The following is a 24,328-nucleotide window of genomic DNA, read 5'->3' as shown; positions in this document are numbered from 1 at the left end:
TGGGCTATCGCTATGCGCTCTGAATCTGAATATTGGCTTTTTCTGCCCTGCGTCTTCTTCATAAAGGAAATTTAATTTAAACGTTATTAAATCCCTAAACTGTAAAGCCAATTTTGAAATAAGACACCCCAAAGGCAGTAACAAGGCAGTGAAGAGGCAGGAATTAACATAAAAGCGCAGAAAATCATGCCCGGAGTAATGTTGATAGTGGGTTACAGGTTCTGCTATTCGGTAAAAGCCAGCAATCGTTTCCGGGTGATGACGCCATAGCCCCGCTTAGCAGGGTCCGCATCATAGAGCCGGGCCATGGAGGCCGTGGACTCCTTAGAAAGCCATTCCACAAATTCCTCCCGGGTACGGAACCGGCGCGGCTCGTATATTACCCCTTTGTATAATTCCCCATAAAGGAAATCCCCGTAATCGTCTTTCTCCATCCCCATCCCGCAATATCCCGCGCGGCGGTAACCAATGGAACAACCTTCTTCCAGTTTTGCAGCCACCTCCATAGCCAGCTCCTCCCCGAAAGGCGCCCTGTCTTTATACATTTCCCTTAAAGAGGGTGTTGAACTCATTGCATTCCTCGGTTTGACGCCATGAAAGTAATGGAATACGGATAAAAACTTTCATGAACAGGGTTCATAAAGGGTACTGAAAAGCCATTTAATCGTAGAGAAAATGGCTTCTAACCGTATTGTAACCGTATTAAAACAGTATGCTAACCGTATTGTAACCGTATTAAAACAGTATTCCTGAAGTATCAGCGTAGTAATAGCCCGGCAGTAATATCGCATTGTAATCGTATTACGGCAAAAGAGGTCAGGCGGCACTTAGACTTCCAATAAAAACGGGAATGAGGACAAAGCCCCACTCCCGCTATCGTCTATGAGTGCAAAAAGAAATTAAGCGAAACGGATGTAGAAGAACAAAACCACCGCCGTAATGATAGCCCACCAGAAAGCAGGGTTGCGGATGCCACGGTTCATGGCCCGCTGGTCTTCCGGCAGGGAAAGACTTTCCTTATTCCAGATTAGCCCCGCCAGTTCTGCTTCCGGTTTGGGCTTAGTAAGGAGGCTCACGATCACGCAAACCGCCATACAGGTCCAGAATACAATGCCGGTTCGGTTGAAGAAAGGCATCTCCTTAAAATAGTGATCCAGCACCAGCGACATGGGGATGGTTAATATCCCTGCAGCCAGCGCACCCGCATTGGTGGTACGCTTCCAAAGGATACCCAGCAGGAACATCACAGCAATACCGGGTGTGAACCACCCATAAGCATTCATGAGGTAGAGGAACACCGGCTTCTCACTGTTGGTAAGGAACAAAGCCGTACAGCCTACACCAATCACAATCACTACCGCCCCGGAGATCTTACCGAAACGCACCGCCTCTTCGTCGGTAGCGTTCTTTTTGATGTAAGGCAGATAAATATCGTTGGTGAGGATGGAAGTACAGGAATTGATAGCCCCGCTCAGGTGCGACATCACGGCCGCAATAAGCCCCGCCATCACTAAACCTACCAGTCCGGGAGGTAAGAGCTCCGCCACCAGTACGGAGAACAGCATATCGGGCTTCTCCAGGTTGGGAAACAGCTTAGGCGCTACCAGCGCGGGAACGGTGATGATGAGCGGAACGAGGAATTTGAGATAGTCTCCAAACACCACACCCATCCGCGCATGCCATTCGTTTTTGGCTGCCAGCACCCGCTGTACGAGGAACTGGTTGGTGGCGCAATAAAATACACTGATACAAACAAGTCCGCCGAGGTACATGGTCCAGGGGAAGTCGGCATCGGTATGCGGGAGGATGAGATCCCAGTCTTTCGAAGTTTCCAGCACGGCAGAAATACCCCCTGCTTTGGAAACCGTTACGTATGTAAGAATGATACCGCCCAATACCAGCACACCCAGCTGCAACATCTCCGTCCAGATCACGGCGCGGAGCCCGCCGGTGATGGTGTACACCCCGGTTAACCCGGCGAGGATCACCACACAGGTCATCACATCTATCCCGAACAGCGAATGCAGTGAAAGTGCGCCGAGATACAATACGGCACTGATCTCCACCAGCACATACGTAAGCAGGATAAGCCCGGCGTAAGTGGAACGGGCTGCGCTGCCGAAGCGCCGTTCCAGGAACTCGGGCACAGTGTAAAAACCATTACGGATATAGAATGGCAGAAAGATCCAGAGTAATGCGTTGAAGCCAAGCAGGATGGCGCCCCACTCCATGGCGATAGCCACAAAGCCGCGGTTGTAAGCCATACCCATGGCGCCTACAAGGTGGTGGGAGCTGATGTTGGCGGCAATGATACTGCCCCCGATCATCCACCACGACATTTTATCGCCGGCGAGGAAATAATCGCGGCGCGTTTTTTTATTCTGACGGGATGCATAGATACCCAGGGCTATTACCCCCAGAATATACACGCCGAAAATGGCGGCGTCCATGGCAGTTAAGTGGAGATTCATGCAGGGATGTTCAGTTGATGTGAAATGTTCAGCGCGGTGCGGGTAAGCAGTTCAAGACCTCCCTCGCGGAAGGGCGTTTGCCATACGGCATAGCTGTCGCGCTGATAATGACCGGCCGGGGGCAGATAGCCCGCATAGCCGTTTACGATGTTGATGACCGCTACGGCTGCGGGCGCCAGTTGAGCCCGCAAATCAATCTGGAAGGCGGAATAGGCTTCGTTAGGCTGGCCGGCGAGGAAAGCGCCTCCCAGTTTCCAAACCCAAAGGGGCATGTCTGCATGTGTACCATCGCCCAATGATTTGCGGATACCCCGCTGCCGCCAAAGGCGTTCCTTGCGCACATGGTCTTCACAGGAAGCCCATAATGCCTCGATCTCTGCCAGCGTGGGCAGATCCTTCAACGGCATGGAGATAACCTCCATTTGGGCCTGTAAATCGACAGAAGGGGCATAATCCTCTTCCTGCCAGATACCCAGGGGCGCACCGGATTCCACGGCTCCCTGGTATACGAGCTCCTTTCCTGCGGGCAGCAATCCGTCGAGGGCTGATAACACAGCGTGCCCCAGCTGGCGGCCATAACGGTCGGCCAGACGGGTATCGCCACTATACTGCTCCCTCGGCGAAAGCTCTCCGGAGGCACCCTGCAGAAAAAGGCAGGGAGCACCGGTGGCCGACTCTACCGTTTCCCGCATAGCGCCCACGTAATCGGGTGAAATAAGTGCGTTGTCCCATGCAAGGGTGGTGGGGTGACAGGCGTAATTGACGACCGTACCCATCACACGCCCTTCCCCATCCGTGATACGCCCGGCCAGCAGGGTATCGTCTGCCGCTTCTGATGGGTTAAAACCCACCACATACCGGTTACCTCCCGGCTCGGGGAGGTCCCTGTTTACGGCGAGGGAGCAATGCCCGTAAGCCCAGCTCAGGATAGCAGGTAAGGCGGATTCCAGTGCTTCCGTTGCGGCTTCAATAGCCATGGCCTGCACATGCTGCAGGAAGGGAATAATGTATTCTCCACCTGGCTTCCCTGCATCTTCACTGAAGGTGCCGGGGCCGGCGTGGGTATGGGAAAGACAGAACATGAGGCGGGAAGCATCCAGCCCCAGTGCCTGCAAAATGCCTTCGCGGAGCGTACGCTCATCCTGCGCGCTCTTCCACCATCCCAGATCCGCACCGATGAGTACGAGCGGCTCGCCTGCATCGGTATCACGGAAAGTAGTGCATACCAGCATCAGCTGACGGTGAACGCCCGAAGCCACATCGTGCTTTGCAGCGCCCCAGTTACGGGCGAAGATGCCAACCGGCGGTGTGATATCTCTCTGCGCCACCCCAATAATACCGGCAAAGGCTGCAGGATGCTGGGGCGCTGTGGAAGAACGGTGCATGGAAGGAAATACTATTTAGCGTAATAAATTGAGGCCGCCATCCATCAGCAGCGTAGCGCCGGTGATGTGGCGGTTTTGCGGATCGCAGAGCTTAACGATCTCCCTTGCGATCTCCGCGGGAGTGATCAGTTTGCGGACGGGAGTTTTCAATGCTGCGGCGGCACGCTGCTCGGGAGCTTTCTCCCAAACCTGCCGGCTCACCCCTGCATCTACATACCCCGGTGCAATTTCATTGACCATAATACCATGAGGCGCCAGCTCCAGCGCCATGCTCTTGCTCAGCATGCGCATACCCGCTTTTGATACTGCATATGCAGGAATGCCGGGGTGAACGGCTTCTGCCGCCCAGCTGCCTACATACACAATGCTGCCCGTCAGTTCGAGGTCCAGCATCCTGCGGGCGGCTGCGCGGGTAAGATAGAAGGCACCATTGAGATTGATGTCTATCTCCCTTGCCCACTGACCCGCCGTAACATCCAGCAGTCCGGCGAGGGTAACGGTAGCCGCATTGGCCACCACCATCCGCACGGGCCCCAGTGCTGCTTCGGCGGTAAGTATCCATTGATCCACCGCCGCTGCATCCGTTACATCTACCCGGGTGTAATGAGCAGCTACGCCCTTGCTTTCGAGTTCTATGAGCAGGGGCGCAGCTTTGTCCTCCGGCAATACGTCGCCAATGGCGATGTTTGCACCGAGCGCGGCAAAAGCCATCGCCACAGCGCTCCCAATGTCTCCCAAACCACCGCTGACTGCGAGTGTTGTACCGTTGAACATATGAATGTTTTGAAAAATTATCTTTTACCAGTCGCCCACAGCCCCGTCTGCATAGAAAGAGCGCTGCAGCACTTCCTGCCGGAAGGGATGCTTCTTTACCACGGCTTCGTTGATCTCGATGCCGAGACCCGGACGGGTATTGGGCTTCACGATGCGGCCTTTCTTCTCCACCACAAATCCTTCGCTCACCACTTCCTCACGCCAGGGCACATCGCTGTGTACGCTTTCACATATGGCGTAAGATGGTGTGGCAAAGCCCAGCTCTATTGATGCGGCAGTACTTACCGGCCCCTGCGGGTTATGCGGCGCCAGGGCCACGCGGTAAGCTTCTGCCAGTGCGGCAATTCTACGCGCTTCACTCAGTCCGCCGCAATGGGTGATATCCGGCTGCAACACGCTCACTGCGCGTTTCTCCAGCATATCCCTGAAGGCTGCGATACCAACGAGGCGCTCCCCGCTGGCGATAGGTGTTTTTACCGCACGCTGGATAGCGGCGATATCATCCATGGCTTCGGGCCAGCAGGGCTCTTCAAAGAAGTACAGGCCATATGGCTCCAATGCCTTGGCAAACTGCATACCCATCAGCGGACTGGGCCGGGCATGACAGTCAACCATAATATCGATATCCTCCCCTACCGCATCGCGCATGGCTTTTACGCATGCTTCCGCATAGCGGATAGGGCGCATGCCTTCGAGGGGCATGGTTTCAGGAACCGCCATGGATTTGAAGGCGGTAAAACCATCTTCCACAGCCGCCTTTGCCAGTTCGCCAAAGCGGTTGGCATCATCGGCACGGGTTTCGTAAAAGTCTTCCATCTTACCACCGCCAAGGTGGCAATATAAGCGGATGTAATCCCGCACCCGGCCGCCCCATAGTTCGTGGCAGGGTACGTTATGTATTTTACCGAGGATGTCCCAGAGGGCGAGGTCGATGCCGGAAATGGCCGTGCCGCGCACGATGCCGTTGCCATGCCAGAAGTGCTGGCGGTACATCATCTGCCAGAGATATTCGATGCGGCGGGGATCTTCCCCGATAAGCAATTGCGAAATATCTTCAATGGCGCCTACTACAGAGCGGGTATGCCATTCCAGCGTGGCTTCGCCCCAGCCATAAAGTCCCGGCTGGTCAGTGATCACTTTCACGAAAATCCAGTTACGCATCCGCGCATGGCATACCTGCGTTTCTATTGCCGTTATTTTCATATGGCCGCAACGATTTTTTGAGTTTTTTCAAGTGTTTCCGCAATATCCGCTTCGGTATGCGCGTAAGAAATGCTGCCTTGTTTAATAGGCGTGGGGAAATTGAAGATCCCCTCGCTGATGAGCCTTTCCCGGTACTGCTTATCGAAAGCGAAATCGTGGTGATTGGCAATATCATGAAAATCCACGGGAACATGGTCCATGAAATATACGCAATATGCCGATCCCTGCCGCGCCACCTGGAAAGGACGACCCTTTTTGGTAAAGATCTCAGTCAGTCCTTTTTCCAGCGTAGCACCCAGCCGCTCCACATGGCCGTATACATCCGCTTTGGGATCTGCCAGCTTTTCTACCGTGGCAATAGCCGCGGCAGTTGTAAGCGGGTGCGCGTTATATGTTCCTGCAATGAGCACCCTCTTTTTCTTTTCGGGGTGGATGAAGTAATCCATGTACTCCTTCTTCCCTGCAATTACACCCATAGGGTAACCATTGGCCACGGCTTTACCGAAAGAGCTAAGGTCGGGCTGTACGCCAACGATAGACTGGTACCCGCCGAGGGCATGCCGGAAGCCTGTTTTCACTTCATCGAAGATAAGCAGGAAACCTTCCTCATCCGCCAGTTTGCGTACCGCCTGCAGGTAACCTTCCTGCGGTTTCAGGATGCCCACGTTCTGAAGGATGGGCTCCATGATGAGGCAGGCTACGGGATATCTTTTCAGCACATAGCGGATAGATTCAATGTCGTTGTAGTTCACCACATGCACGAGGCTTTGATGGCTGGTGGGGATACCGGCAGACAGGGCGTCTATCGGATATTCTCCCGGGCTCACTCTTGCACCGATTTCACTGAGTGGGCTGATTACGTTGCAGGCCACATCGTTGTGCCAGCCATTGTAACCGCCCTGCATCACGATCACATGGTCGCGGCCGGTAACGGCACGGGCAATGCGGATGGCGTGATAAGTGGCTTCGGAGCCGGTGGTGGTAATCTGGATACTGTCTGCCGTAGGCACATGCTTTACAAACAGCTCGGCAAAGATGCCTTCCAGGTTGGTGGGGCCGGCGCTCATAAGAAGTGAATCTGCATGCAGCGTTGCTTCCACAGCACGGTTCACATCGGGGTCGTTATGCCCTAGGAATGCAGCGGCAAAGCCCGCCTGATAATCGATGTACTCGTTGCCTTCCAGGTCCCAGACACGGCTGCCTTTCCCTTTCACGAAGCAAATGTTAGGTTCGGATTTGCGGTTCAGCGATACTACGCCGCCAGGGATCCATTTTTCATTTTCCTGTAATAATGCGGATGATTTGGGCCATGCATTCATAAACTTGTAACGGTTATATTCAAAAATTAACTTTCCTTCTTAGTTGCACCGGCTGCTGCTTTAGTGAGTTGCCCCGGTGAGTGTTTTCCGCGGATGCAATACTGCTCCTGCCGGATAATGACCAGCCGGGAGGTACTTCTCCCGGCCTGTGGTCATCTTAACTTAATCCAATGCAAATGTTCCCTTCCGCACAACACATCAGCGTCGTACCTTTCAAACACAGTGCGGAAGTGAAACGGTCATTCATCCTTTCTTACTTTACTTTTTATATCCTTCGTTCTGATCCATCACACCGGGATTGTACTGATCAATCTGGCGCTGCGGAACAGGAAATACTGCCATATAAGACTGCGGCGTAAGTGTTACGGTTTGAGCAGCGTTGTTGGCCGGTACATACAGGCGCTCTTCCTTCGTCATTACCGTGAGGAATTTACCGGTACGCACAAGGTCGAACCAGCGCTCCCCTTCAAAAGCCAGTTCCAGCTGGCGCTCCAGCAGCAGCTTGTCGAGGAAGTCTGCCGGAGCAGCGATATCGGCAGCGGTATAATTATGCGAAGCATCACCGAAAGCTCTTTCACGCACTTTGTTCAGCGCGGTAAGCGCCCCGGCTTTATCGTTCGTATTATACAGTGCTTCCGCCTGCAGCAGCAGCACATCGGCATACCGGATCACCGGAATATCCAGACCGGAAGTATTGTACAGATGCTTGTTAGCGAATTTGCTGACATAGGGATAGAAGACAGGCGGATCGTTCGGTGCCGTGGGCGACACTACGAGATCCGTGATGGTATTAGCCTTCCGCTTATCTCCTGCTACATATAGCTTATTAAGGCTCCACGAAGGCAAGGCAGTTTCCACCCCGCGCTCTACGATGTTGTACACACCGCCGTTGGGGATGAACGCGGTAGACAGGGTTTGTCCGTTCACGCTTTCCACATACTTCATGGTGAAAATGATCTCACTGTTATCTTCCGTGGCCGGGTTCCACATGGTAGCGAAGTTGGGCACGAGGTTATATCCGAAATCGTTGGCTGCTTTGTTCAGCAGATCCTTCGCATTCGCATAATCCTTCCGGTAGATGTATACCTTACCCAGCAGTGCGGTAGCCGCACCTTTGGAAGCCCTGCCCTTTTCCATAGCGGCGGCGAGGGGCAGTTTATCCACTGCATCCTTCAGATCGGAGATGATGAGATTGTACACATCATCTACCGAAGCGCGGCGCTGGTTGCGGGCTTCTTCAATAGAAATCTGTGTGGTTACGAGGGGCACTGCGCCAAAGGCACGTACCATATCGAAATAGAACAGGGCGCGCATGAATTTGGCTTCCCCGATAAACTGGTTCTTCGCATTACCGGTATAATCAGTTGGCTTATCAATATTCAGCAGCACCTGGTTGGCTCTGTAAATACCTGCGTAGTTCGATTCCCAGAAACCCGCCACCACGTTGTTATCGGGCGTAACGGTAAGACCATCGATATCACCTGCACCTGCAATAGGCGAGTTGGTAGACATATACAGGTTATCGGAAGGCGCTTCCATCAGCACATAGTCCGACATGCGGCGTGCCTGCAGGTTGCTGTATATACCGATAACGGCTTTATTGACTTCGGAAGAAGACCGGAAGTAATTAGTGGTGGTCAGTATGGACTCAGGTTCCATGTTCAGCAGGGCATCATGACAGCCGGCTGCGCCGAGCAAAATGGCCAGTGCCTGCAACGAGAAAAATATTCTTTTCATACTGATGGCAATTAGAAGTTAAAGTTGAAACCGATGGCGTACACACGATTGACAGGCTCAGAACCGGAGTTGTAACCGGGCTTGCTGCCGATACCGCTGATCTCACCCAGCGTGGTACCTTCCGGATTGTAACCGTGGAATCCTTTTTTCGTGAAGATGAAAGGATTGCTGGCCGACAGGTAAGCACGGAAAGAGTTGATGCCTGCGCGTTTGAGGATACCATTGTCGGGCAGGGTGTAGCCGAGGTTGATGTTGCGTACTGCAAGGAAGCTGGCGTCTTCAATATAAATATCAGAACCGGCCTGGCGGGTGAGGGTAGACAGGGCGCTGCCGGGCATCCGTCCGTTTCCGGGATCAGATACCGACCACCACTGGTCCTGCACGAGCGAGCGGCGCATAGCACCGAGGAGCGCACCCTGATAGAACTGGTTTTCGTAGTTATACATTTTAGCACCAAGGGAAGCCTGCATGGCAATGCTCAGGTCGAAGTTCTCGTACGTGAAGTTGTTCACCATACCGAGGATGGCTTTGGGCTGGAAGTTGCCAAGGATCTCCTTGTCGGCGGGCGTTATGCTGCCATCGCCATTGGTATCCTGGTAAATAGGCATACCCGGCTTGGTACCTGCGAGAGAAGGATATTTGGAAAGTGATTCCGCATCTTTATACACACCAATTGCACGGTAACCGTAGTAAGAGAACATCGGCTCCCCTACTTTCAGAATCCAGGACATACCCTGCGCATCAGGCGTAATACGCTCGGTTACACCGCCCAGATCTTCCACACGGTTCTTGTTCATAGCCACGTTGAAGGAAGTCTGCCAGCTGAACTTAGGCCCTACGATGTTGCGGGTTGTCAGTTCTACTTCAAATCCTTTATTGCTTACGTCGCCAATATTGGTAAGGCCGCTGGTAAAGCCGGTAGTGGAGGGAACGGATACGTTATAAAGCAGGTCGTAAGTGCGCTTGCTATAGTAATCGGCCACGATCTGGATACGGTTCTTCAACAGGCCCAGTTCAATACCCACATCCCAGCCTTTGGTTTTTTCCCAGCCGAGGTTGTTGTTCTCGAAGTTAGACTGCGCCTGTCCTTTGATCACCCCATTGTTGGGAGAATACACTGCGTCTTTGATCTGCCCGAGGTACTGGAAGTCGCCGATGTTGAAGTTACCGGTAACACCCCAGCTGCCGCGTACTTTCAGGTCGCTGATAGCAGTGATGCCTTTCATGAACTCTTCCTGTTTCACACGCCAGGCCACGGAAGCAGAGGGGAAGTAACCCCATTTGTTATTCGGGCCAAAGCGGGAGCTGCCATCTGTACGGATAGAGGCAGAGAAGAGATACTTTTCTTTAAAGCCATAATGAACACGGCTGAAGTAAGATACCAGGCCCCATGCGGAGTTGGCGGTGTAAGACTTCGTTTGGTCGATCACCGCATTGTTCAGCGTATGGATGGTTTCGTTCACATAAGAATTGGGAACGGCATACATATAAGAGCCTTTCGAACGGTTCTTCTGGTACGATGCACCGGCAATGGCTGAAAGCTCATGGCCGCCACGGAAGGAAGTATTGTAGCTCAGTACGTTTTCGTTCAGCATATTAATGCTGGAAGTAACGATATCGCTGCCGCTGTTCTGGAAGGTAGACAGGGCGTAGCTTGTCTGGAAGAAATCGGAATTGTTATAAGAGATGGCCGACCCTACGGAAGAGCGGAGAGACAGGCCTTTGGCCAGGTCTATCTTCAGGTAGCCTTCACCGAGGTTGGAGAAAGTAGCGCCATAGCTGAATGTACCGTTCAGGATCGCAGCAGGACTGGTTTGACCAGACACCACGGCAGACCAGTAATCCCGCGGACGGGGGTAGGTACCATTGGCACGTTTCCCTTCTACAAAGCTGGGGATCTTGGCGTAATCGCTCACCACACGTTCAGACAAACGGCGTTTGCTGTACGAGGGGTTCAGCATAAAGCCGATGGTCACGTTTTTGCTGGCTTTTACATCTACATTGGCACGCACGCCATAGCTTTTGAACCAGGTATTCTGTACAGTGCCCACTTCATCTTTATAGGTGCCGGACACGTAGTAAGTCATTTTTTCAGTACCACCACTTGCGGAGATGTTGTAGCTCTGAATAGGAGCGGTTTGCATCACTTCATCCTGCCAGATCACGTTTGCACCGTTATTGATAACGGGGTTCACCTGGTAGGTAGCGGGCCTGCGGGCATCGCCCCAAACGGGGATAGATACATCGGCGCCGGGGTTGGCCCAGAGCCATTCGCGGTTCTGGAATTTCACGGCATAGTCGTAATACTCCTGACCGGTTATCCAGTCGTCGTGTACCCTTGCTTTTGAAATACCGGCGAAGCCGTTGAAGTTGAAGCGGGTTTTACCTGCCGAGCCTTTTTTCATGGTAACGATGATTACACCACCTGCGGCGCGGGAGCCGTAAATGGCGGCAGACGATGCGTCTTTCAGTACTTCGATAGACTGTACATCGTTCATATTGATCATACCGAGGTTACCACCGGGTACACCGTCGATCACCACGAGGGGTTCGTTACCGGCGTCGATAGAGCTGGCGCCGCGGATGCGGATGGTGGGAGCCTGGCCGGGCTGGCTGCGGTTCTGGGAGATGTTTACCCCGGCAAGGCGGCCAACGAGGGCGGCTTCAGGCCTGCCGGCGGGCACCTGGTCGAGGATGGTGTTCTCTACTTTGGTAACGGAGGCGGTTACCGAACTTTTTTTCATGGTGCCGTAACCGATAACCACCGTTTCGTTCAGCATGGTTTTGCTTTGAGCGAGAACGATGCGGATGCTGGAGCGGCCGCTTACGGGTACTTCAATTTTGTCGTACCCGATATAGGATACCACGAGTACCGCATTGTCTGCAGCGCGGATGGTGAATTCTCCTGCGGGAGTGGTAGCGGCGCCGTTGCTGGTGCCTTTAACGAAGATGGTGACGCCAGGAAGCGGGGTGTTGCCGATGCTGTCGACTACGATCCCTTTAATTTCGCGGGCATCCTGGGCAAGTGCGGGCCTTGTGGAAAAGAGGCCGGCGAGTGCAACAAATAACCCAAAGAGGTAAAGCTGTCTTCCTTTCATGATGCTGGTTAATAAAATGACGATTAAAAAAGCTGGTTTCACATCCGATCGGGCCGGTAACAGGCATAGCGATGCCCCTCCGCCCGAAGCGGTGTTTCTCATGACGGTATGTTAAAATCTAATGCTGGTCTGATGGTAATTTCCCGGGCATCCACCCCTCTTGAACAAATCCCGGGTACGTACACGTCTTCATAACGATGTCTACAAATATATGGTTCTTTTGTAAACAAAAAAATAATTCAGGGAATTTCCGGTAATCTTCTTTTGCCGGGAAAACAGCCTTCCTGAGGGATCAAAACCCGTGGCGGAAGACATTACCGGGGGAAGCTTCGGGCATACTTCCAGGATAAGGCACTTTAAAGGGCTGGATAAAGCAGAGATAAGCCGCCCTTAAGCCGCCTTTAAGCCGCCCATATCCCGCCCATAAGCCGCCCCTATATAGAGGCGGCTTATCTACGGGTTATCCCCGGATTAAGGGAGGGTTATTTACGGATTATCCTGCTATCAGGTATACGATCGGCCTCTCTGAACCCGGGAGGAGCCATAAATCTTAAGGAATTGAGCAGTAAAGGAGGCGGAGTGCTTAGCGGAGGGTTGGGGCAGCTGTAAGCGAAGAATTATGCCAAAAAAGAAGGGCCGGGAAAGGATTTTTGTCCTTTTCCGGCCCCGGATATCGTGTAAGTCGTTTAAATCAGTCCAAGGGCGGTTTCCTCCCCTCTTTCGAGGTGCTTCACCAGGGTTGCCTGGGCCAGCTTGAGATCCTGCTTGCGGAGGGCGCTTACGATCTGGCGGTGCTCCCGGTCGGTTTGTGCGTAATCGTCCATGAGCATTTTGCCCAGTTTCATATGGAACAGCGGGATGTTACTGTATTGGTACAGCTCCATGAGCTTGGCGTTGCAGGCGCCATAGATAAGGGTTTCGTGAAACTTCATGTCTGCATCGCAGGCGCCGCCGAGGTAGCCTTTTTCGACCATGGCGGTAAAGTCTTCACAGATCTTGTCGAGCGTATCGAACAGGGCGGGGTTGGGTTTCTGGTGCAGGAGGCGGAGGGCACCCAGCTCCAGCAGCTCCCGCAGTTCGCGGATCTCCCGGATGTCATTGGGGGTCATCGACTTTACGAAATAGCCGCCCTTTTCCCCGAAAACCACCAGATTTTCGCCCAAAAGGCGGGTAAGGGCCTCACGGACTGCCATCCGGCTCACTTCCTCCTTACGCGCCCACTCATCTTCTTTGAGGCGCATTCCGGGAACGAGCTGGTTGGATAAAATCTGACGACGGAGGTCAACATATACTTTATTCGCTAAGGAATCTGTCTTCATGGGTATTTTGTATACGAATTTCGACTGTAAAAGTAAACAAGAAAAACCATACCGTCAAAGTCCGCCCCCACTACTCCGGCTCCACATCCTGTAACTGGTATTTGATAGCATACTTCCGGGGCTGGATAGGCTTGCCGCTGGCATTGGCCCATACATTGGCAAAGGTGGCCCCGTAGTAAAAGATAAGCGAAACATAGAAAACGAACAACAACAATAATACGGTAGAGGCCGAAGCCCCGTAAATACTGTTGATATTACTGTACGTGAGCAGCCAGCGGAGTACGATTTTCCCGATCGTAAAAAGCACCGCCGTTACAAACGCCCCTGTGAAAATTATCTTCCAGCGCACCCTGCCATCGGGCAGCAGGTAAAACACCAGTGCAAACCAGAGGGTGGCGGTGAGCAGGGAAAGGAGGTATTGCAGAACGCTGTTGTAGTATACGCCAACGTTTGGCCAGTACCGGGTGAGGTATTCGCCGATAAATGCCTGGGCCGAATCGCCCACGATACCGATTACGAACAGCACGCCCGTACACAGGATGAGCGCCACTCCTTTCAGGCGCGATACCATGATCTGTTTGAAATTACCCCGTACAACGGGCCGGAGGCTCCACAACTGGTTCACGGAGCTGGTCATTACTTTCAGGAGGGTGGTGGCTACAAACAGGAGGAATACGAACCCAACACCTGCGATGAGCCAGTTTTGTGCAATGCCCCTGAATGCCTGGAGGGTTTCCACTACTTCGTGGGTAGCTTCGGGACCAATCACTTCCCGGAGTTCGCCAAACAACTGGCGGGAGATGATACGCGGCTCAAAAATAAGCCGCAGGGTTTGAATGATGATGACGAGGATGGCCGGCAGGGCGAAGGTGGTAAAAAACGCCGTGGCTCCCGCCATCCGTAAAGGATCGTTCGCCTGTAGTGCATTGAACGCATCCCTGAACGAATAAACGAAAACCTTCCATCGCTTTTCCTGCCTTGTGTTGCTCTTTACCATACATTCCGGAGGGCACACCATGGCGGCCCGGCGCGAAATTAAATGAAAAAACCGGAACAGGACTATTCCGGTTGGTTCGTTTAACCTACAACTGTTACACTATCAGTAACTAATATCATATGCCTTTATACATTTTTCTTCAGCCATTGATGGATGAACGCGGCATTCCCCTCCCAGCCACGCTGCCCCAGCACGGAGTGGGTTTTACCCGGGAAAAGCTTGTATTCCAATACCCCTTCGCTGCGGCTGTATTTCTTATAATTCGTATGGTTCAGGGATGCGGGCATGATGTGATCCTTTTCTCCGGCCACAAATAACAGGGGCACATGGGGCTTCCGGAAATCGATCTTCGCCTCCTTCCCCAGCCCGTCGCGCGCCAAACGCTTGGATTCGGGAAGCACCAGCTTATCATATGTTTCCTGCTGCTCACGGAGGCTGAGCCCGTTCGTGAATGCATACTGCCACTGGGACAGCGACATGAGGAAGGTTTTGGAAGCGGAAGTGAAAAGGCCCAGCGGCCCCCAGGTAGACCGGAAGAAGGATGGCTCGAATGTTAGCACCCCTGCCGGCGGCACCGAATGGATGGCCACCCCTGCCGCAGCAATATCTCGCTGGAGCATGAGCTGTACCAGCAGGCCGCCGAAAGAATGCCCGATAAGAATGGGCTTTTCGGGCAGGCTGGAAATGATATCACTGAAGTAGTTCTTCAGATCGGCCAGGCGGATGGAAGCAATGGCGGGGTCGGGATGACGTGCGCGCAGGACAGGCGCAGGCTCGCTTTTGTGAGGCCATGGCGGAACTATACACTGGTAACCTTCTTTTTCGAAATAAGCCTTCCAGTCGTCCCAGCAGGAGTGGTGAACGAAGCAGCCGGTGAGAAAAACGATCGTTTTCATATAGGTTGTTTTGAGGTTTTTGCCAAATGGGGTGCCATAATATCAACTCCTTATCCCGCAAGGGTTTCCACTTTTCTCACCGGATATTGCCAGCGAAATATCGTTGCAATCCATAACGGCTCAACGAAATAAAGTGGTACTTTCATCCCGGAAAACCAATCATCGCTCCCATGTCTTTCACCTACCATGCCTTTGCAGGGCATATTCTCTGTCCGATAGCCTTAATTCAACACCATGCCCGGAATTTTGTTCTCCCGCACCTTTGTCCGGCCTTCCATTTACAACGAAATTTCGTGGTCTGCTTCTTTCCGCAACGAAATAAAGTGGTATCTTGATAATGGTAAATCGTTGTCCCGTTAAATCTACATCATCACCAATCAATCCGGCAACCCGCCCCCACGGGCACACCGGCCCCAAATGGCGTACCGGGATAAGCAGGAAAACTTTCGGCTTTGGCTTGTTTTATGAACTGGCGAATCTAATGAACAGTATGCTGCGCACTTTGTTGATGCTATGCCTGACCGCCCTCCTGTACCTGCCGGCTTCCGCGCAGGACGGTCCGCATCTGCGCGACTCCGTAGCCGCCGCGGCCAATGATACCGCCCGGGCGCTTTACCTCATACGCCTCGGCGAACATTACCTGACAAGGCCCGGCAATCTGCCAAACGATATGGACAGCGCCCTGCTGGTGTTGGAAGACGCGCGAAAACTGGCCATCAAAAACAATTACCTCCGGCTATATACCCGCTGCATCTTTTATCAGTGCCTCGTACATATTGAGGCCGGCAATATCTCCCATTCGGTAGCCCTGCTCCCGGCGCTGGACAGCAGCGAGCAAACCATCGTTTCCGTTTTCCTCGCTTCCGCCTTTCTCACTAAAAACGGGGAGTACAAATACGACCTCGACAGCTCCGTGATGTATGGCCGCCAGGCACTCGTACTGGCTAAGGCAACCGGACAGGACTTCTACATCCCCCATATCAACGAAACACTGGCCACTGCGCTGACAGACAACCGCGACCTTCCCGCCGCCCTCGCCATGCTCCCCGATGTGGCGCCCGCCACGCAGGTGAGGATACTTTACAACATCGGTAACTATTACCGGGCAAAGGAATTAGAAAAAAAAGAAGACCTCGATACGGCCTATATGTTTGCTTACCGCGCCATGGAACTGGCAAAACAACTGAATGACCCCAAAGCCATCAGCGATTGCGCCTACCTCCTTTCGCGGACGGATATGGAAGCCGGCAGATGCAAGCCGGGTATTTACTACTTCCCACTCCTGCGCGGCGAGCAGCTGGGCCATGTAGCCTACTGGACGGCCCTGGAATCGCTCCGGTACGGAGACCCTGCAGACAGTACGCAGCGCTACATGCAGCTATCCCGGAATGCATACGGCTCCGTTAAAAACACTGAAGGATTGCGCAAATGCGGAGAAATGGACAAAGCCATCCGGCTGCTGCAAACCAGTGAAGCATTTATCCGTCAATTACCTGCAGACCGCCGCTTCCAGGCCTGGTGGGATACCGCGGCTAAATATGCCATACCCGGCCCCCTGCTGGATGATCCCCTCATGTTTGCCGCCATTGGCTGCTTACACCGCGCACTGCAATTAGGGGATTCCATCAACAATAATAACTACCGCTACAAAGCCTGGATGCAGCTGGGCAACTATTATTGCAAAACGGGGCTTACGGGCCTTGCCTGGAACTACTTCAGGCTGGCTGCAGATCAGCAGCTGCAGCTAAACCATACGGCTTCAGTAGCTGCCATCTGGCAATATGCGGGCGATGTACATTATGTATCGCGGTATAATTTCGCGAAGAAAGCAGCTGCATACCGTATGGCAAGGCACTACTTCCTCCTTGCGAAAAATGACAGCAGCGCCCTGAAAGCCGGGCTGGAAGAGGCCCGTAATTATTTTGACGACAGCCGCATAGCCGAAGCCAACGCTCTGCTGGATACGCTGCTCCAGCAATTCCCACCGCACAGGCATAAGGATGCATTCAGGATCTATCAGTTCCTATCAGGCATAGCACAACAAAACGGAGATAACACCACTGCACTCCGGCATTCCATTACAGCACTCAGGGAGGCGGAACTGCAAAATAACCGGCACCAGGTAAAAGCAGCCAAAGTACGGCTGGCAGAGATCTACAACGACCTTGGCGATTATGAAAAAAGTATCGGCCTGTACCGCAGCAGCCTCGACCTTCACCGGCAGCCCGGCTTCTTCTTCGACTATGCCTCCGCTTTCATGCTGGCAGAACTGCTCATAGAACACCGGAGCCCGCAGGAAGCACTGGACTTTCTCGAAGAAGCCAGCAGGGCGCATGCTCCTAACGACCACTACTCCCGCATCCTGCTGGCAGGCACCTGCGGCAGGTGTTATCATGCCATGGGCCTACGCACCCAGGCCGAAGAAGCTTTTCAGCAATCCATCAAAAACATGAAGCTGGAAAGGATCACCGCCAGAGTAGGCAGCCTGCTGCAATACAACATCGGTAAATTCTATTTCGAAAACGCCCAGTACCGGCGCGCTGCAGAACATCTTAATAATGCAGCCACCAACAAATCCAGCCATACCGGGATCAGTCTTGCCCGTAACATACAATACCTGCTGTTCCAATGCGATTCTGCGGAAAACCGTCATGAGCAGTCCATCGCCCATTACCAGCTTTACAAATACTACAACGATTCCCTGTTCAGCATCGCCCAAAGCAGGCAGATATCGGAGTTGAACATCCAGTATGAAACGGAACAGAAAGACCAGTCGCTGCTGGTGCAGGCGCAGGAAATACAGCTCCGCAAACAGCACATTGCCCTGCTGGAAAGGCAGGGGCTGCTGCAACTGAACATGCTGCAACATGCGCAACTGGAACAGGAGCACAGCATTAAAGAAGCGTTGCAGAAAGATCAGGAGATTAAGCTGAAAAGTAAAAGTGTTGAGCTGCTGAAGCAGCAATATCAATATCATGAAAGTGAGCTGGCGCAGGAAATGCTGCTCCGCAACGTAACCTTCGGCGGCGGGGCATTGCTTATCATCATCATAGGCCTGCTGGTAAACGGTTACCGGCTGAAGCAAAGGAACAACCGCTCGTTAAGGCAAAAGCAAACCGAGATCGGGCAAAAGAACCTGTCGCTGGAGAAACTGCTGGGCGAGAAGGAATGGCTGTTGAAAGAGATACACCACCGGGTGAAGAACAACCTGCAGATCGTGATGAGCCTGCTCAACAGCCAGAGTGCCTATGTGCAGAACGATGCAGCCCTTACCGCCATCCGCGACAGTCAGCACCGGGTACAGGCTATTTCACTCATTCATAAGAAACTGTACCAGTCCGATAATGTAGGGCTCATCTTCATGCCGCATTACATACATGAACTGGTGGATTCCCTCATACAGGGCTTTGATGCAGACCGGCACCTGCGCTTCCGGCTTGAGGTGGCGCCTATTCAGCTCGATGTATCACAGGCGGTGCCATTGGGCCTTATCCTTAATGAAGCAATTACCAATGCCATCAAATACGCTTTCCCCGGTAACCGGGAAGGGCTGATCGATATTACTTTTGAGCAAACTGCGGAAGGGTATTATGCGTTAACGATTAAAGACAATGGAACAGGCTTACCGGAAGGCTTTGACCCTGCCCAATGCCGCTCACTGGGTATGAGCCTCATGGAAGGGCTTAGCAGTGAACTGGGCGGCCACTTCGCCATACGCAACAACGGAGGTACTGAAATCCATATATGGTTCCAGACAGAAAACTACCTCCGGCATGAGTTAGTACTGCAGGATGAGAGCGCCCTTCCCGCCATGCAAACATCACCTTTAAAAGCAGCTGCAGCAGAATGAGTCACTCCAATACATATGGCCTTCTTCTGAAAGCATGGTTACTGCTATGCTGGCTGCTGGTAAACGGAGGAAGTGCCTGTGCACAAAATGCCGCTGCCGTCCGTGATGCCATTACCAATGCAAAAAGTGATTCCCAGCGTGTAGTCCGTTTACTGGACGCTGGTAAATATTATATGCTTAAACCCGGGGAAGCAAAAGCGGATATGGACAGTGCGTATCACTTCCTCGAACGCAGCCGCCAGCTGGCCATCCGTATCGGTTACCAGGAGAGGTATATGTGGATACTATACAGCATAGCCAACCTGTGGATAGAGATGAAAACACCATGGCGGGCTGCACAACTGGCCCCTTCCCTTGCACCTGAACAGGAAGCATCCATCTACTCCAACCTTTGCTACCATTATACCCTGAAGCCCGGAGAACACAGGTATGATCTGGACTCTGCCGTGCTGTATGGGAAGAAGTCTATCGCCATCGGTAAACGGGAAAAACTGACGGGCATCACAGATGCCAGCTTCATGGCACTCATTTCCGCTTTGATGGAAAGCAAACAACTTGCCGCCGCCGTAGCCCTGCTTCCAGAAGTACCAATAGGCAGTAAAGTTCACTTACTGCACCGCATCAGTTACGACTATCTTACAAGGAACTCCGGAAGAAACGCTCTTGATCTTGACAGTGCGGATATTTACGCCAGGCAATCCATCCGCCTGGGCCGTGAGCGGAATGAACTTGAACTGGAGCACCGCAGTTTTTATATACTGGCATATGCTGATCTCCATCGTGGCCAGCATACCCGTGCCAAGCAATATGTTCCTCACCTGAAAAACACTTATAAGGGCGATATATGTATGATATTGGCCAACTGGCACCTGAATCCGCCATTTAATGCAGACAGTGCCCGCTATTACGGAAAGCTGGCGGCAGAAGGGTATAGCATGGCAGGTAATAAAAACGGTATCACCCGCGCCAATGACCTGGTGAAAGCGGCAGATGTAGTGCTTTCCACCCCCTCCCGCCTCCCCGCCTCTCTAAACGGAGCAGCGCGTTACCGGAAGCTGGTGGATATGGGGCGGCAATACCAGTCGGGCTTCCCCGCCTTCGACCCCAACCAGCTGAGTATTGCCGTCAATTACTTCAGCACAGCCCTCCGGATAGCAGACTCTCTTGGCCGGGATACCATGCGGGTAGAAACCTGGAAAGAACTGTGTAAAACGTATTGCATGATGGGTGATCCTGACAAAGGCAGGAAGTATTTAGACCTGGCCCTCGCACATTATCAGGCAAAGCGGCACATTACCATGATCGCATATCTATGGGTGTATTACGCCAACAGCATCCGCCGCCAGCGGCTCAACTACCATCTCATAGCAGCAGCTTATGGTAAGGCAAGGCAATACAATGCCATGGCAGGAGATAAAGAAAATGAAATTGAAACGGCCCTGGAAGAAGCCAGTTACCTCCGGGAAGATGCCCGGCCGGATGAAGCAAGGGCCTTGCTGCTGGAGTTGTCTAAGAAATATGCCAATATGCACCCTGTGGCTTATAAACTCAACCGCCACCTCGCCTTCCTTGCCCAGTTGCGGGGAGATATGAGCGCCGCTTTACAATATGCTTTAACCGGCCTCAAAATGGCGGAACATGCGCGCGACACTTCCGACATCAAAATATTCCATACCCGGCTGGCAGATATTTATTACGACCTGGGGCAGTACGAAAACAGCATACAGGCATATCAGAAAGTGTATAAGAATGCCCACAACAGGGGTATTAACGTCGACTACTATGCTGTGATTGCACTTACAGAATCCCTTATCAGGCACCGCAACCCTGCAGAAGCACTCGCTTTCGTTCAGCAGGTATACCGCGAGCACCCGCCTGGCTCCTTCTATCCCGAAAGACTGCTGCAGGGCGCCCTTGCATTAAGTTACCATGCGCTCGGGCAAAACGATCTTGCTGAAAAATACTTCATGCAATCCATCGACAACCTCGACAACATTCGTGTTGGCGATAAACTCTATACCCTCCTGCATTTCAATACCGGTAGTTTTTTCCTCCATAAACAGAAGTATACCGAAGCAGCGGAGCACCTCCGTAAAGCCATCCGCTTCAGGGCTGATATTGCCAGTGTTGCCCTTACCAACAACGCGCACTACATGCTGTTCCAGTGCGATTCAGCGCTGGGCAACTACCGGCAGGCCATCGGGCATTACCAGTGGTTCAAGTATTATAACGATTCCCTGTTCAACGTTTCCAAAAGCAGGCAGATTTCGGAACTGCAGATTCAATATGCTACGGAGAAAAAGGATCAGTCGCTGCTGGCACAGCTGCAGGAGATCAAACTGCGTAACCAGAGCATCCTGATCCTGAAGCGCGATAGTTTGCTGCAGCAAACCAAACTGCAACAGGCAGCATTGCAACAGGCAGAGATTACCCGCGATGCGGAACGGAAAGACCAGGACCTTCTCCTGAAAGAGAAAAGTATGCAGGTACTGAAAAAGCAGTCGCAGATCAAAGTAAGCGAGGTGAGGCGGGAACGGATCATCAGTAACGTATATTTTGGCGGTGCGGCACTCCTGCTTGTCATCATCGGACTGCTCATCAACGGTTACCGCCTCAAGCAAAAGCACAACCGTTCACTGAAGATCAAACAGGTGGAAATAGGGCAGAAAAATACTTCGCTGGAAAAGCTCCTCACTGAAAAAGAATGGCTCCTGAAAGAAATACACCACCGGGTGAAAAACAACCTGCAGATCGTAATGAGCCTGCTCAACAGCCAGAGCGCTTACCTGCAGAACGATGCTGCGCTGGGTGCCATCCGCGACAGCCAGCACCGCGTACAGGCCATTTCTCTCATCCATAAAAAGCTGTATCAGTCCGATAATGTAGGCGTCATCCACATGCCGCATTACATCCATGAACTGACGGATTACCTGCTCGACTGCTTCGGCGCCGGCCGCCGCATACGCCTTCAGTTAAACATCGCACCCATCCAGCTCGATGTATCGCAGGCTGTGCCATTGGGCCTCATCCTTAACGAGGCTATCACCAATGCAATCAAGTACGCCTATCCCAATAACGCGGAAGGTATTATTCACATAACGCTTGAACAGGAAACAGGCGGTAATTACGCACTTACCATTGCCGACGATGGTAAGGGACTGCCGCCTGATTTTGATCCGGGACATAGCCGCTCGCTGGGCATGAGCCTTATGGAAGGTCTTAGTAATGACCTCGGCGGACAGTTCAGCATCCACAGCCGGCAGGGCACCGTGATTCATATCCGGTTTACGGAAGACACGTTTGCCCACCCGGTATTGTCCATTCACCAGGAAAACCTCGCAGTATGAACGAAAAAGTGTTGATCGTAGAAGATCAGTTTGTAGAAGCCAACGATATCCGGCTTATGCTGGAAAAGAACGGCTACCGGGTTTCCGGCATCGCACGCTCGGTACCCCAGGCGCAGGAAATGATCCTGCAGGATAAACCCGACCTTGTGCTGCTCGATATATTCCTCAAAGGCCGGCAAACCGGTATCGACCTTGCCCATGAACTGCGTGAAGCCAACATAGCATTCATTTACCTCAGTGCCAACTCCAGCCAGGATGTGCTTACGGCCGCAAAAGCCACAGAGCCTTACGGCTTTCTCGTGAAACCATTCCGGGAAAGGGATGTGCTGGCCACGCTGGAAATAGCGCGTTTCAGGCATGTAAACAGCCTTGAATCACATTTGCGGAGAGAGAAGGTGCTGCGTAAAGCACTTGCACAACTGCAAACCGCAGGCGGCACCACGGAAGAGCGGCTATTGCAGGCGGGTATGGCATTGCAGCCTTACATCCCGTTCGAATACCTGTCTGTAAGCTTCCGCCGCAAAGGACAGTTTACCCACCTCCGCGACTACCGCCGCATAGGCTACAACGAATACCAGGAGCTGGGCCTTCCTGAACTGGGGAACATTACCGGCCAGCAGCCGGAAGCATTGGCGCAGTTGCAGGGATCGCAGTCATGGGAACAACCTGCGATCTTTAATGGTACCGCATTTGTAAAGGAACAACGAAATGTTCCTTTCCTGCAGTTGCTGGCAAAATCGTTCCGGCTGCAATCATCTTTCGTATATCCCTGCCTGCTGCAAAACGGCGATACCTGCCTGCTGCACTTCTTCAGTAAAATGCCGGAAGCTTACCTGCCCATACATCAGGAGATCTGCCAGCGCCAGCGCGATCTGCTGGCTGCACTTACAGATGACAACAACGGCAAATCACCTGCTACGGAAAACACCCCGGTTGTTAAAAAAGCACAGCAGGCGAAGGTGTTCGATGGCATCGTGGGCAGCAGTCATTTACTCCTGAAAGTATTCGACCACCTGTCGCAGGTAGCCCCTATCGACACCTCGATCCTCATTCTGGGAGAAAGTGGTACCGGTAAAGAAAGGATCGCGGATTGCATTCACCGGCTATCTCCCCGGCGAAACAAGCCCTTCGTGAAAGTGAACTGTGCTGCCCTGCCGGCATCGCTCATAGAATCTGAGCTTTTCGGCCATGAGAAAGGCGCTTTTACCGGTGCGGCCGACCGCAGGACCGGTAAGTTCGAACAAGCCAACGAAGGCACCGTATTCCTCGACGAGATCGGTGAAATGCCCATAGAGCTGCAGGCAAAACTATTACGCGTATTACAGGAACGGGAAATAGAACGCCTCGGCAGCAGGGCGCCCATTCACATCAATGTGCGCTTCATTGCCGCTACCAACCGCAACCTCGAGAAAGAGGTGGCAGAAGGCCGTTTCCGGCTCGATCTCTATTACCGCCTGAACGTATTCCCCCTCACACTGCCCAGCCTGCGCGACCGGTCGGAAGATATTCCGGCACTGGTGGCACACTTCATATCCGTCTTCAACCAGAAAACCGGGAAAAGGATTACAGGCGTTACAGATAAGGTTATGGCGCAATTGCAGCAGTACCACTGGCCCGGCAACATCCGGGAACTGGAGCACCTGATAGAGCGCAGCATGCTGCTCAGCCGGGGGCCTAACATCGAGGAAGTAATACTCCCCGGGTTCCGGCAAACTGAGCATATTCCCGCCCCCGTTACCGATAACCGCATTAAAACCATTACTGAAAACGAGCGCGATCACATCCTGAGCGTCCTCAAAAAATGCAATGGCCGTGTATGGGGAGCCGGAGGAGCCGCAGAACTGCTACAGGTGCCGCCTACCACGTTACATTCCAAGATGAAAAAGCTGGGAATCCGGAAGGAACACCTTCCTTAATCCGTGAAAAGTACAA

General features: G+C 52.8%; 14 protein-coding genes. 3 read left to right on the top strand and 11 right to left on the bottom strand.

Annotation, left to right across the window (positions count from 1 at the left end):
• Positions 1-224: 224 nt before the first annotated feature.
• The 11 genes from DEV76_RS14490 to DEV76_RS14440 all read right to left on the bottom strand — a co-directional run bounded on the left by DEV76_RS14490 (position 225) and on the right by DEV76_RS14440 (position 15,199).
• Positions 225-572, bottom strand: coding sequence for a hypothetical protein (locus DEV76_RS14490; RefSeq protein ID WP_157962899.1), 348 nt, complete (start codon positions 570-572; stop codon positions 225-227).
• 327 nt (positions 573-899) lie between these two features.
• Complete coding sequence (locus DEV76_RS14485) at positions 900-2,471, bottom strand: SLC5 family protein (protein ID WP_109698626.1); 1,572 nt, start codon at positions 2,469-2,471, stop codon at positions 900-902.
• The gene (locus DEV76_RS14480; RefSeq protein WP_109698625.1) at positions 2,468-3,856 is read right to left on the bottom strand and encodes a hypothetical protein; all 1,389 of its coding nucleotides are present in this window, start codon (positions 3,854-3,856) and stop codon (positions 2,468-2,470) included. Before DEV76_RS14480 ends, DEV76_RS14485 begins: the two co-directional genes overlap by 4 nt.
• 15 nt (positions 3,857-3,871) lie before the next feature.
• Positions 3,872-4,630: an SDR family NAD(P)-dependent oxidoreductase gene (locus DEV76_RS14475; RefSeq protein WP_109698624.1), complete on the bottom strand. Its 759-nt coding sequence runs from the start codon at positions 4,628-4,630 to the stop codon at positions 3,872-3,874.
• 24 nt (positions 4,631-4,654) lie between these two features.
• Entirely contained in the window at positions 4,655-5,833 is a 1,179-nt protein-coding gene (dgoD, locus tag DEV76_RS14470; protein WP_109698623.1) for a galactonate dehydratase, read from the bottom strand.
• Positions 5,830-7,152 (bottom strand): aspartate aminotransferase family protein, encoded by a 1,323-nt coding sequence (locus DEV76_RS14465; RefSeq protein ID WP_109698622.1) that lies wholly within the window; start codon positions 7,150-7,152, stop codon positions 5,830-5,832. The genes dgoD and DEV76_RS14465 overlap by 4 nt, the downstream gene beginning before the upstream one ends.
• Before the next feature lie 258 nt (positions 7,153-7,410).
• Positions 7,411-8,889, bottom strand: coding sequence for a RagB/SusD family nutrient uptake outer membrane protein (locus tag DEV76_RS14460; RefSeq protein ID WP_109698621.1), 1,479 nt, complete (start codon positions 8,887-8,889; stop codon positions 7,411-7,413).
• An 11-nt stretch (positions 8,890-8,900) separates the two neighbouring features.
• Positions 8,901-11,987 (bottom strand): SusC/RagA family TonB-linked outer membrane protein, encoded by a 3,087-nt coding sequence (locus DEV76_RS14455; protein ID WP_109698620.1) that lies wholly within the window; start codon positions 11,985-11,987, stop codon positions 8,901-8,903.
• A gap of 686 nt (positions 11,988-12,673) precedes the next feature.
• Positions 12,674-13,306, bottom strand: a complete 633-nt coding sequence (locus DEV76_RS14450) for a GntR family transcriptional regulator (RefSeq protein WP_109698619.1) — start codon at positions 13,304-13,306, stop codon at positions 12,674-12,676.
• 70 nt (positions 13,307-13,376) lie between these two features.
• Positions 13,377-14,303, bottom strand: coding sequence for a YihY/virulence factor BrkB family protein (locus DEV76_RS14445; RefSeq protein WP_157962898.1), 927 nt, complete (start codon positions 14,301-14,303; stop codon positions 13,377-13,379).
• 125 nt (positions 14,304-14,428) lie between these two features.
• Complete coding sequence (locus DEV76_RS14440; protein WP_109698617.1) at positions 14,429-15,199, bottom strand: alpha/beta hydrolase; 771 nt, start codon at positions 15,197-15,199, stop codon at positions 14,429-14,431.
• A 481-nt stretch (positions 15,200-15,680) separates the two neighbouring features.
• Here DEV76_RS14440 and DEV76_RS14435 point away from each other — a divergent pair, with 481 nt between their 5' ends.
• Genes DEV76_RS14435 through DEV76_RS14425 form a run of 3 tightly spaced genes read left to right on the top strand, consistent with a single transcriptional unit; the run spans position 15,681 to position 24,312 of the window.
• Positions 15,681-19,049, top strand: a complete 3,369-nt coding sequence (locus DEV76_RS14435; protein ID WP_232826952.1) for a histidine kinase dimerization/phosphoacceptor domain -containing protein — start codon at positions 15,681-15,683, stop codon at positions 19,047-19,049.
• Entirely contained in the window at positions 19,046-22,396 is a 3,351-nt protein-coding gene (locus DEV76_RS14430; RefSeq protein WP_109698615.1) for a tetratricopeptide repeat-containing sensor histidine kinase, read from the top strand. Before DEV76_RS14435 ends, DEV76_RS14430 begins: the two co-directional genes overlap by 4 nt.
• A complete protein-coding gene (locus tag DEV76_RS14425) occupies positions 22,393-24,312 on the top strand; it encodes a sigma 54-interacting response regulator (RefSeq protein WP_109698614.1) in 1,920 nt (639 codons plus the stop codon). The genes DEV76_RS14430 and DEV76_RS14425 overlap by 4 nt, the downstream gene beginning before the upstream one ends.
• Positions 24,313-24,328 lie beyond the last annotated feature (16 nt).

This window comes from Chitinophaga deserti, from assembly GCF_003149455.1.
GTDB classification, from domain to species: Bacteria; Bacteroidota; Bacteroidia; order Chitinophagales; family Chitinophagaceae; genus Chitinophaga; species Chitinophaga deserti.
Note: the sequence above shows the minus strand (reverse complement) of the source record. Positions and strands in the feature narration are given on the sequence as shown.

Excerpts from the sequence above, each read along its gene's own strand:
- DEV76_RS14475 (WP_109698624.1), bottom strand. The coding sequence starts at position 4,630 with ATGTTCAACGGTACAACACTCGCAGTCAGCGGTGGTTTGGGAGACATT.
- DEV76_RS14440 (WP_109698617.1), bottom strand. The coding sequence starts at position 15,199 with ATGAAAACGATCGTTTTTCTCACCGGCTGCTTCGTTCACCACTCCTGC.
- dgoD (WP_109698623.1), bottom strand. The coding sequence starts at position 5,833 with ATGAAAATAACGGCAATAGAAACGCAGGTATGCCATGCGCGGATGCGT.
- DEV76_RS14445 (WP_157962898.1), bottom strand. The coding sequence starts at position 14,303 with ATGGTAAAGAGCAACACAAGGCAGGAAAAGCGATGGAAGGTTTTCGTT.
- DEV76_RS14450 (WP_109698619.1), bottom strand. The coding sequence starts at position 13,306 with ATGAAGACAGATTCCTTAGCGAATAAAGTATATGTTGACCTCCGTCGT.
- DEV76_RS14465 (WP_109698622.1), bottom strand. The coding sequence starts at position 7,152 with ATGAATGCATGGCCCAAATCATCCGCATTATTACAGGAAAATGAAAAA.
- DEV76_RS14460 (WP_109698621.1), bottom strand. The coding sequence starts at position 8,889 with ATGAAAAGAATATTTTTCTCGTTGCAGGCACTGGCCATTTTGCTCGGC.
- DEV76_RS14430 (WP_109698615.1), top strand. The coding sequence starts at position 19,046 with ATGAGTCACTCCAATACATATGGCCTTCTTCTGAAAGCATGGTTACTG.
- DEV76_RS14485 (WP_109698626.1), bottom strand. The coding sequence starts at position 2,471 with ATGAATCTCCACTTAACTGCCATGGACGCCGCCATTTTCGGCGTGTAT.
- DEV76_RS14455 (WP_109698620.1), bottom strand. The coding sequence starts at position 11,987 with ATGAAAGGAAGACAGCTTTACCTCTTTGGGTTATTTGTTGCACTCGCC.
- DEV76_RS14435 (WP_232826952.1), top strand. The coding sequence starts at position 15,681 with ATGAACAGTATGCTGCGCACTTTGTTGATGCTATGCCTGACCGCCCTC.
- DEV76_RS14480 (WP_109698625.1), bottom strand. The coding sequence starts at position 3,856 with ATGCACCGTTCTTCCACAGCGCCCCAGCATCCTGCAGCCTTTGCCGGT.
- DEV76_RS14425 (WP_109698614.1), top strand. The coding sequence starts at position 22,393 with ATGAACGAAAAAGTGTTGATCGTAGAAGATCAGTTTGTAGAAGCCAAC.
- DEV76_RS14490 (WP_157962899.1), bottom strand. The coding sequence starts at position 572 with ATGAGTTCAACACCCTCTTTAAGGGAAATGTATAAAGACAGGGCGCCT.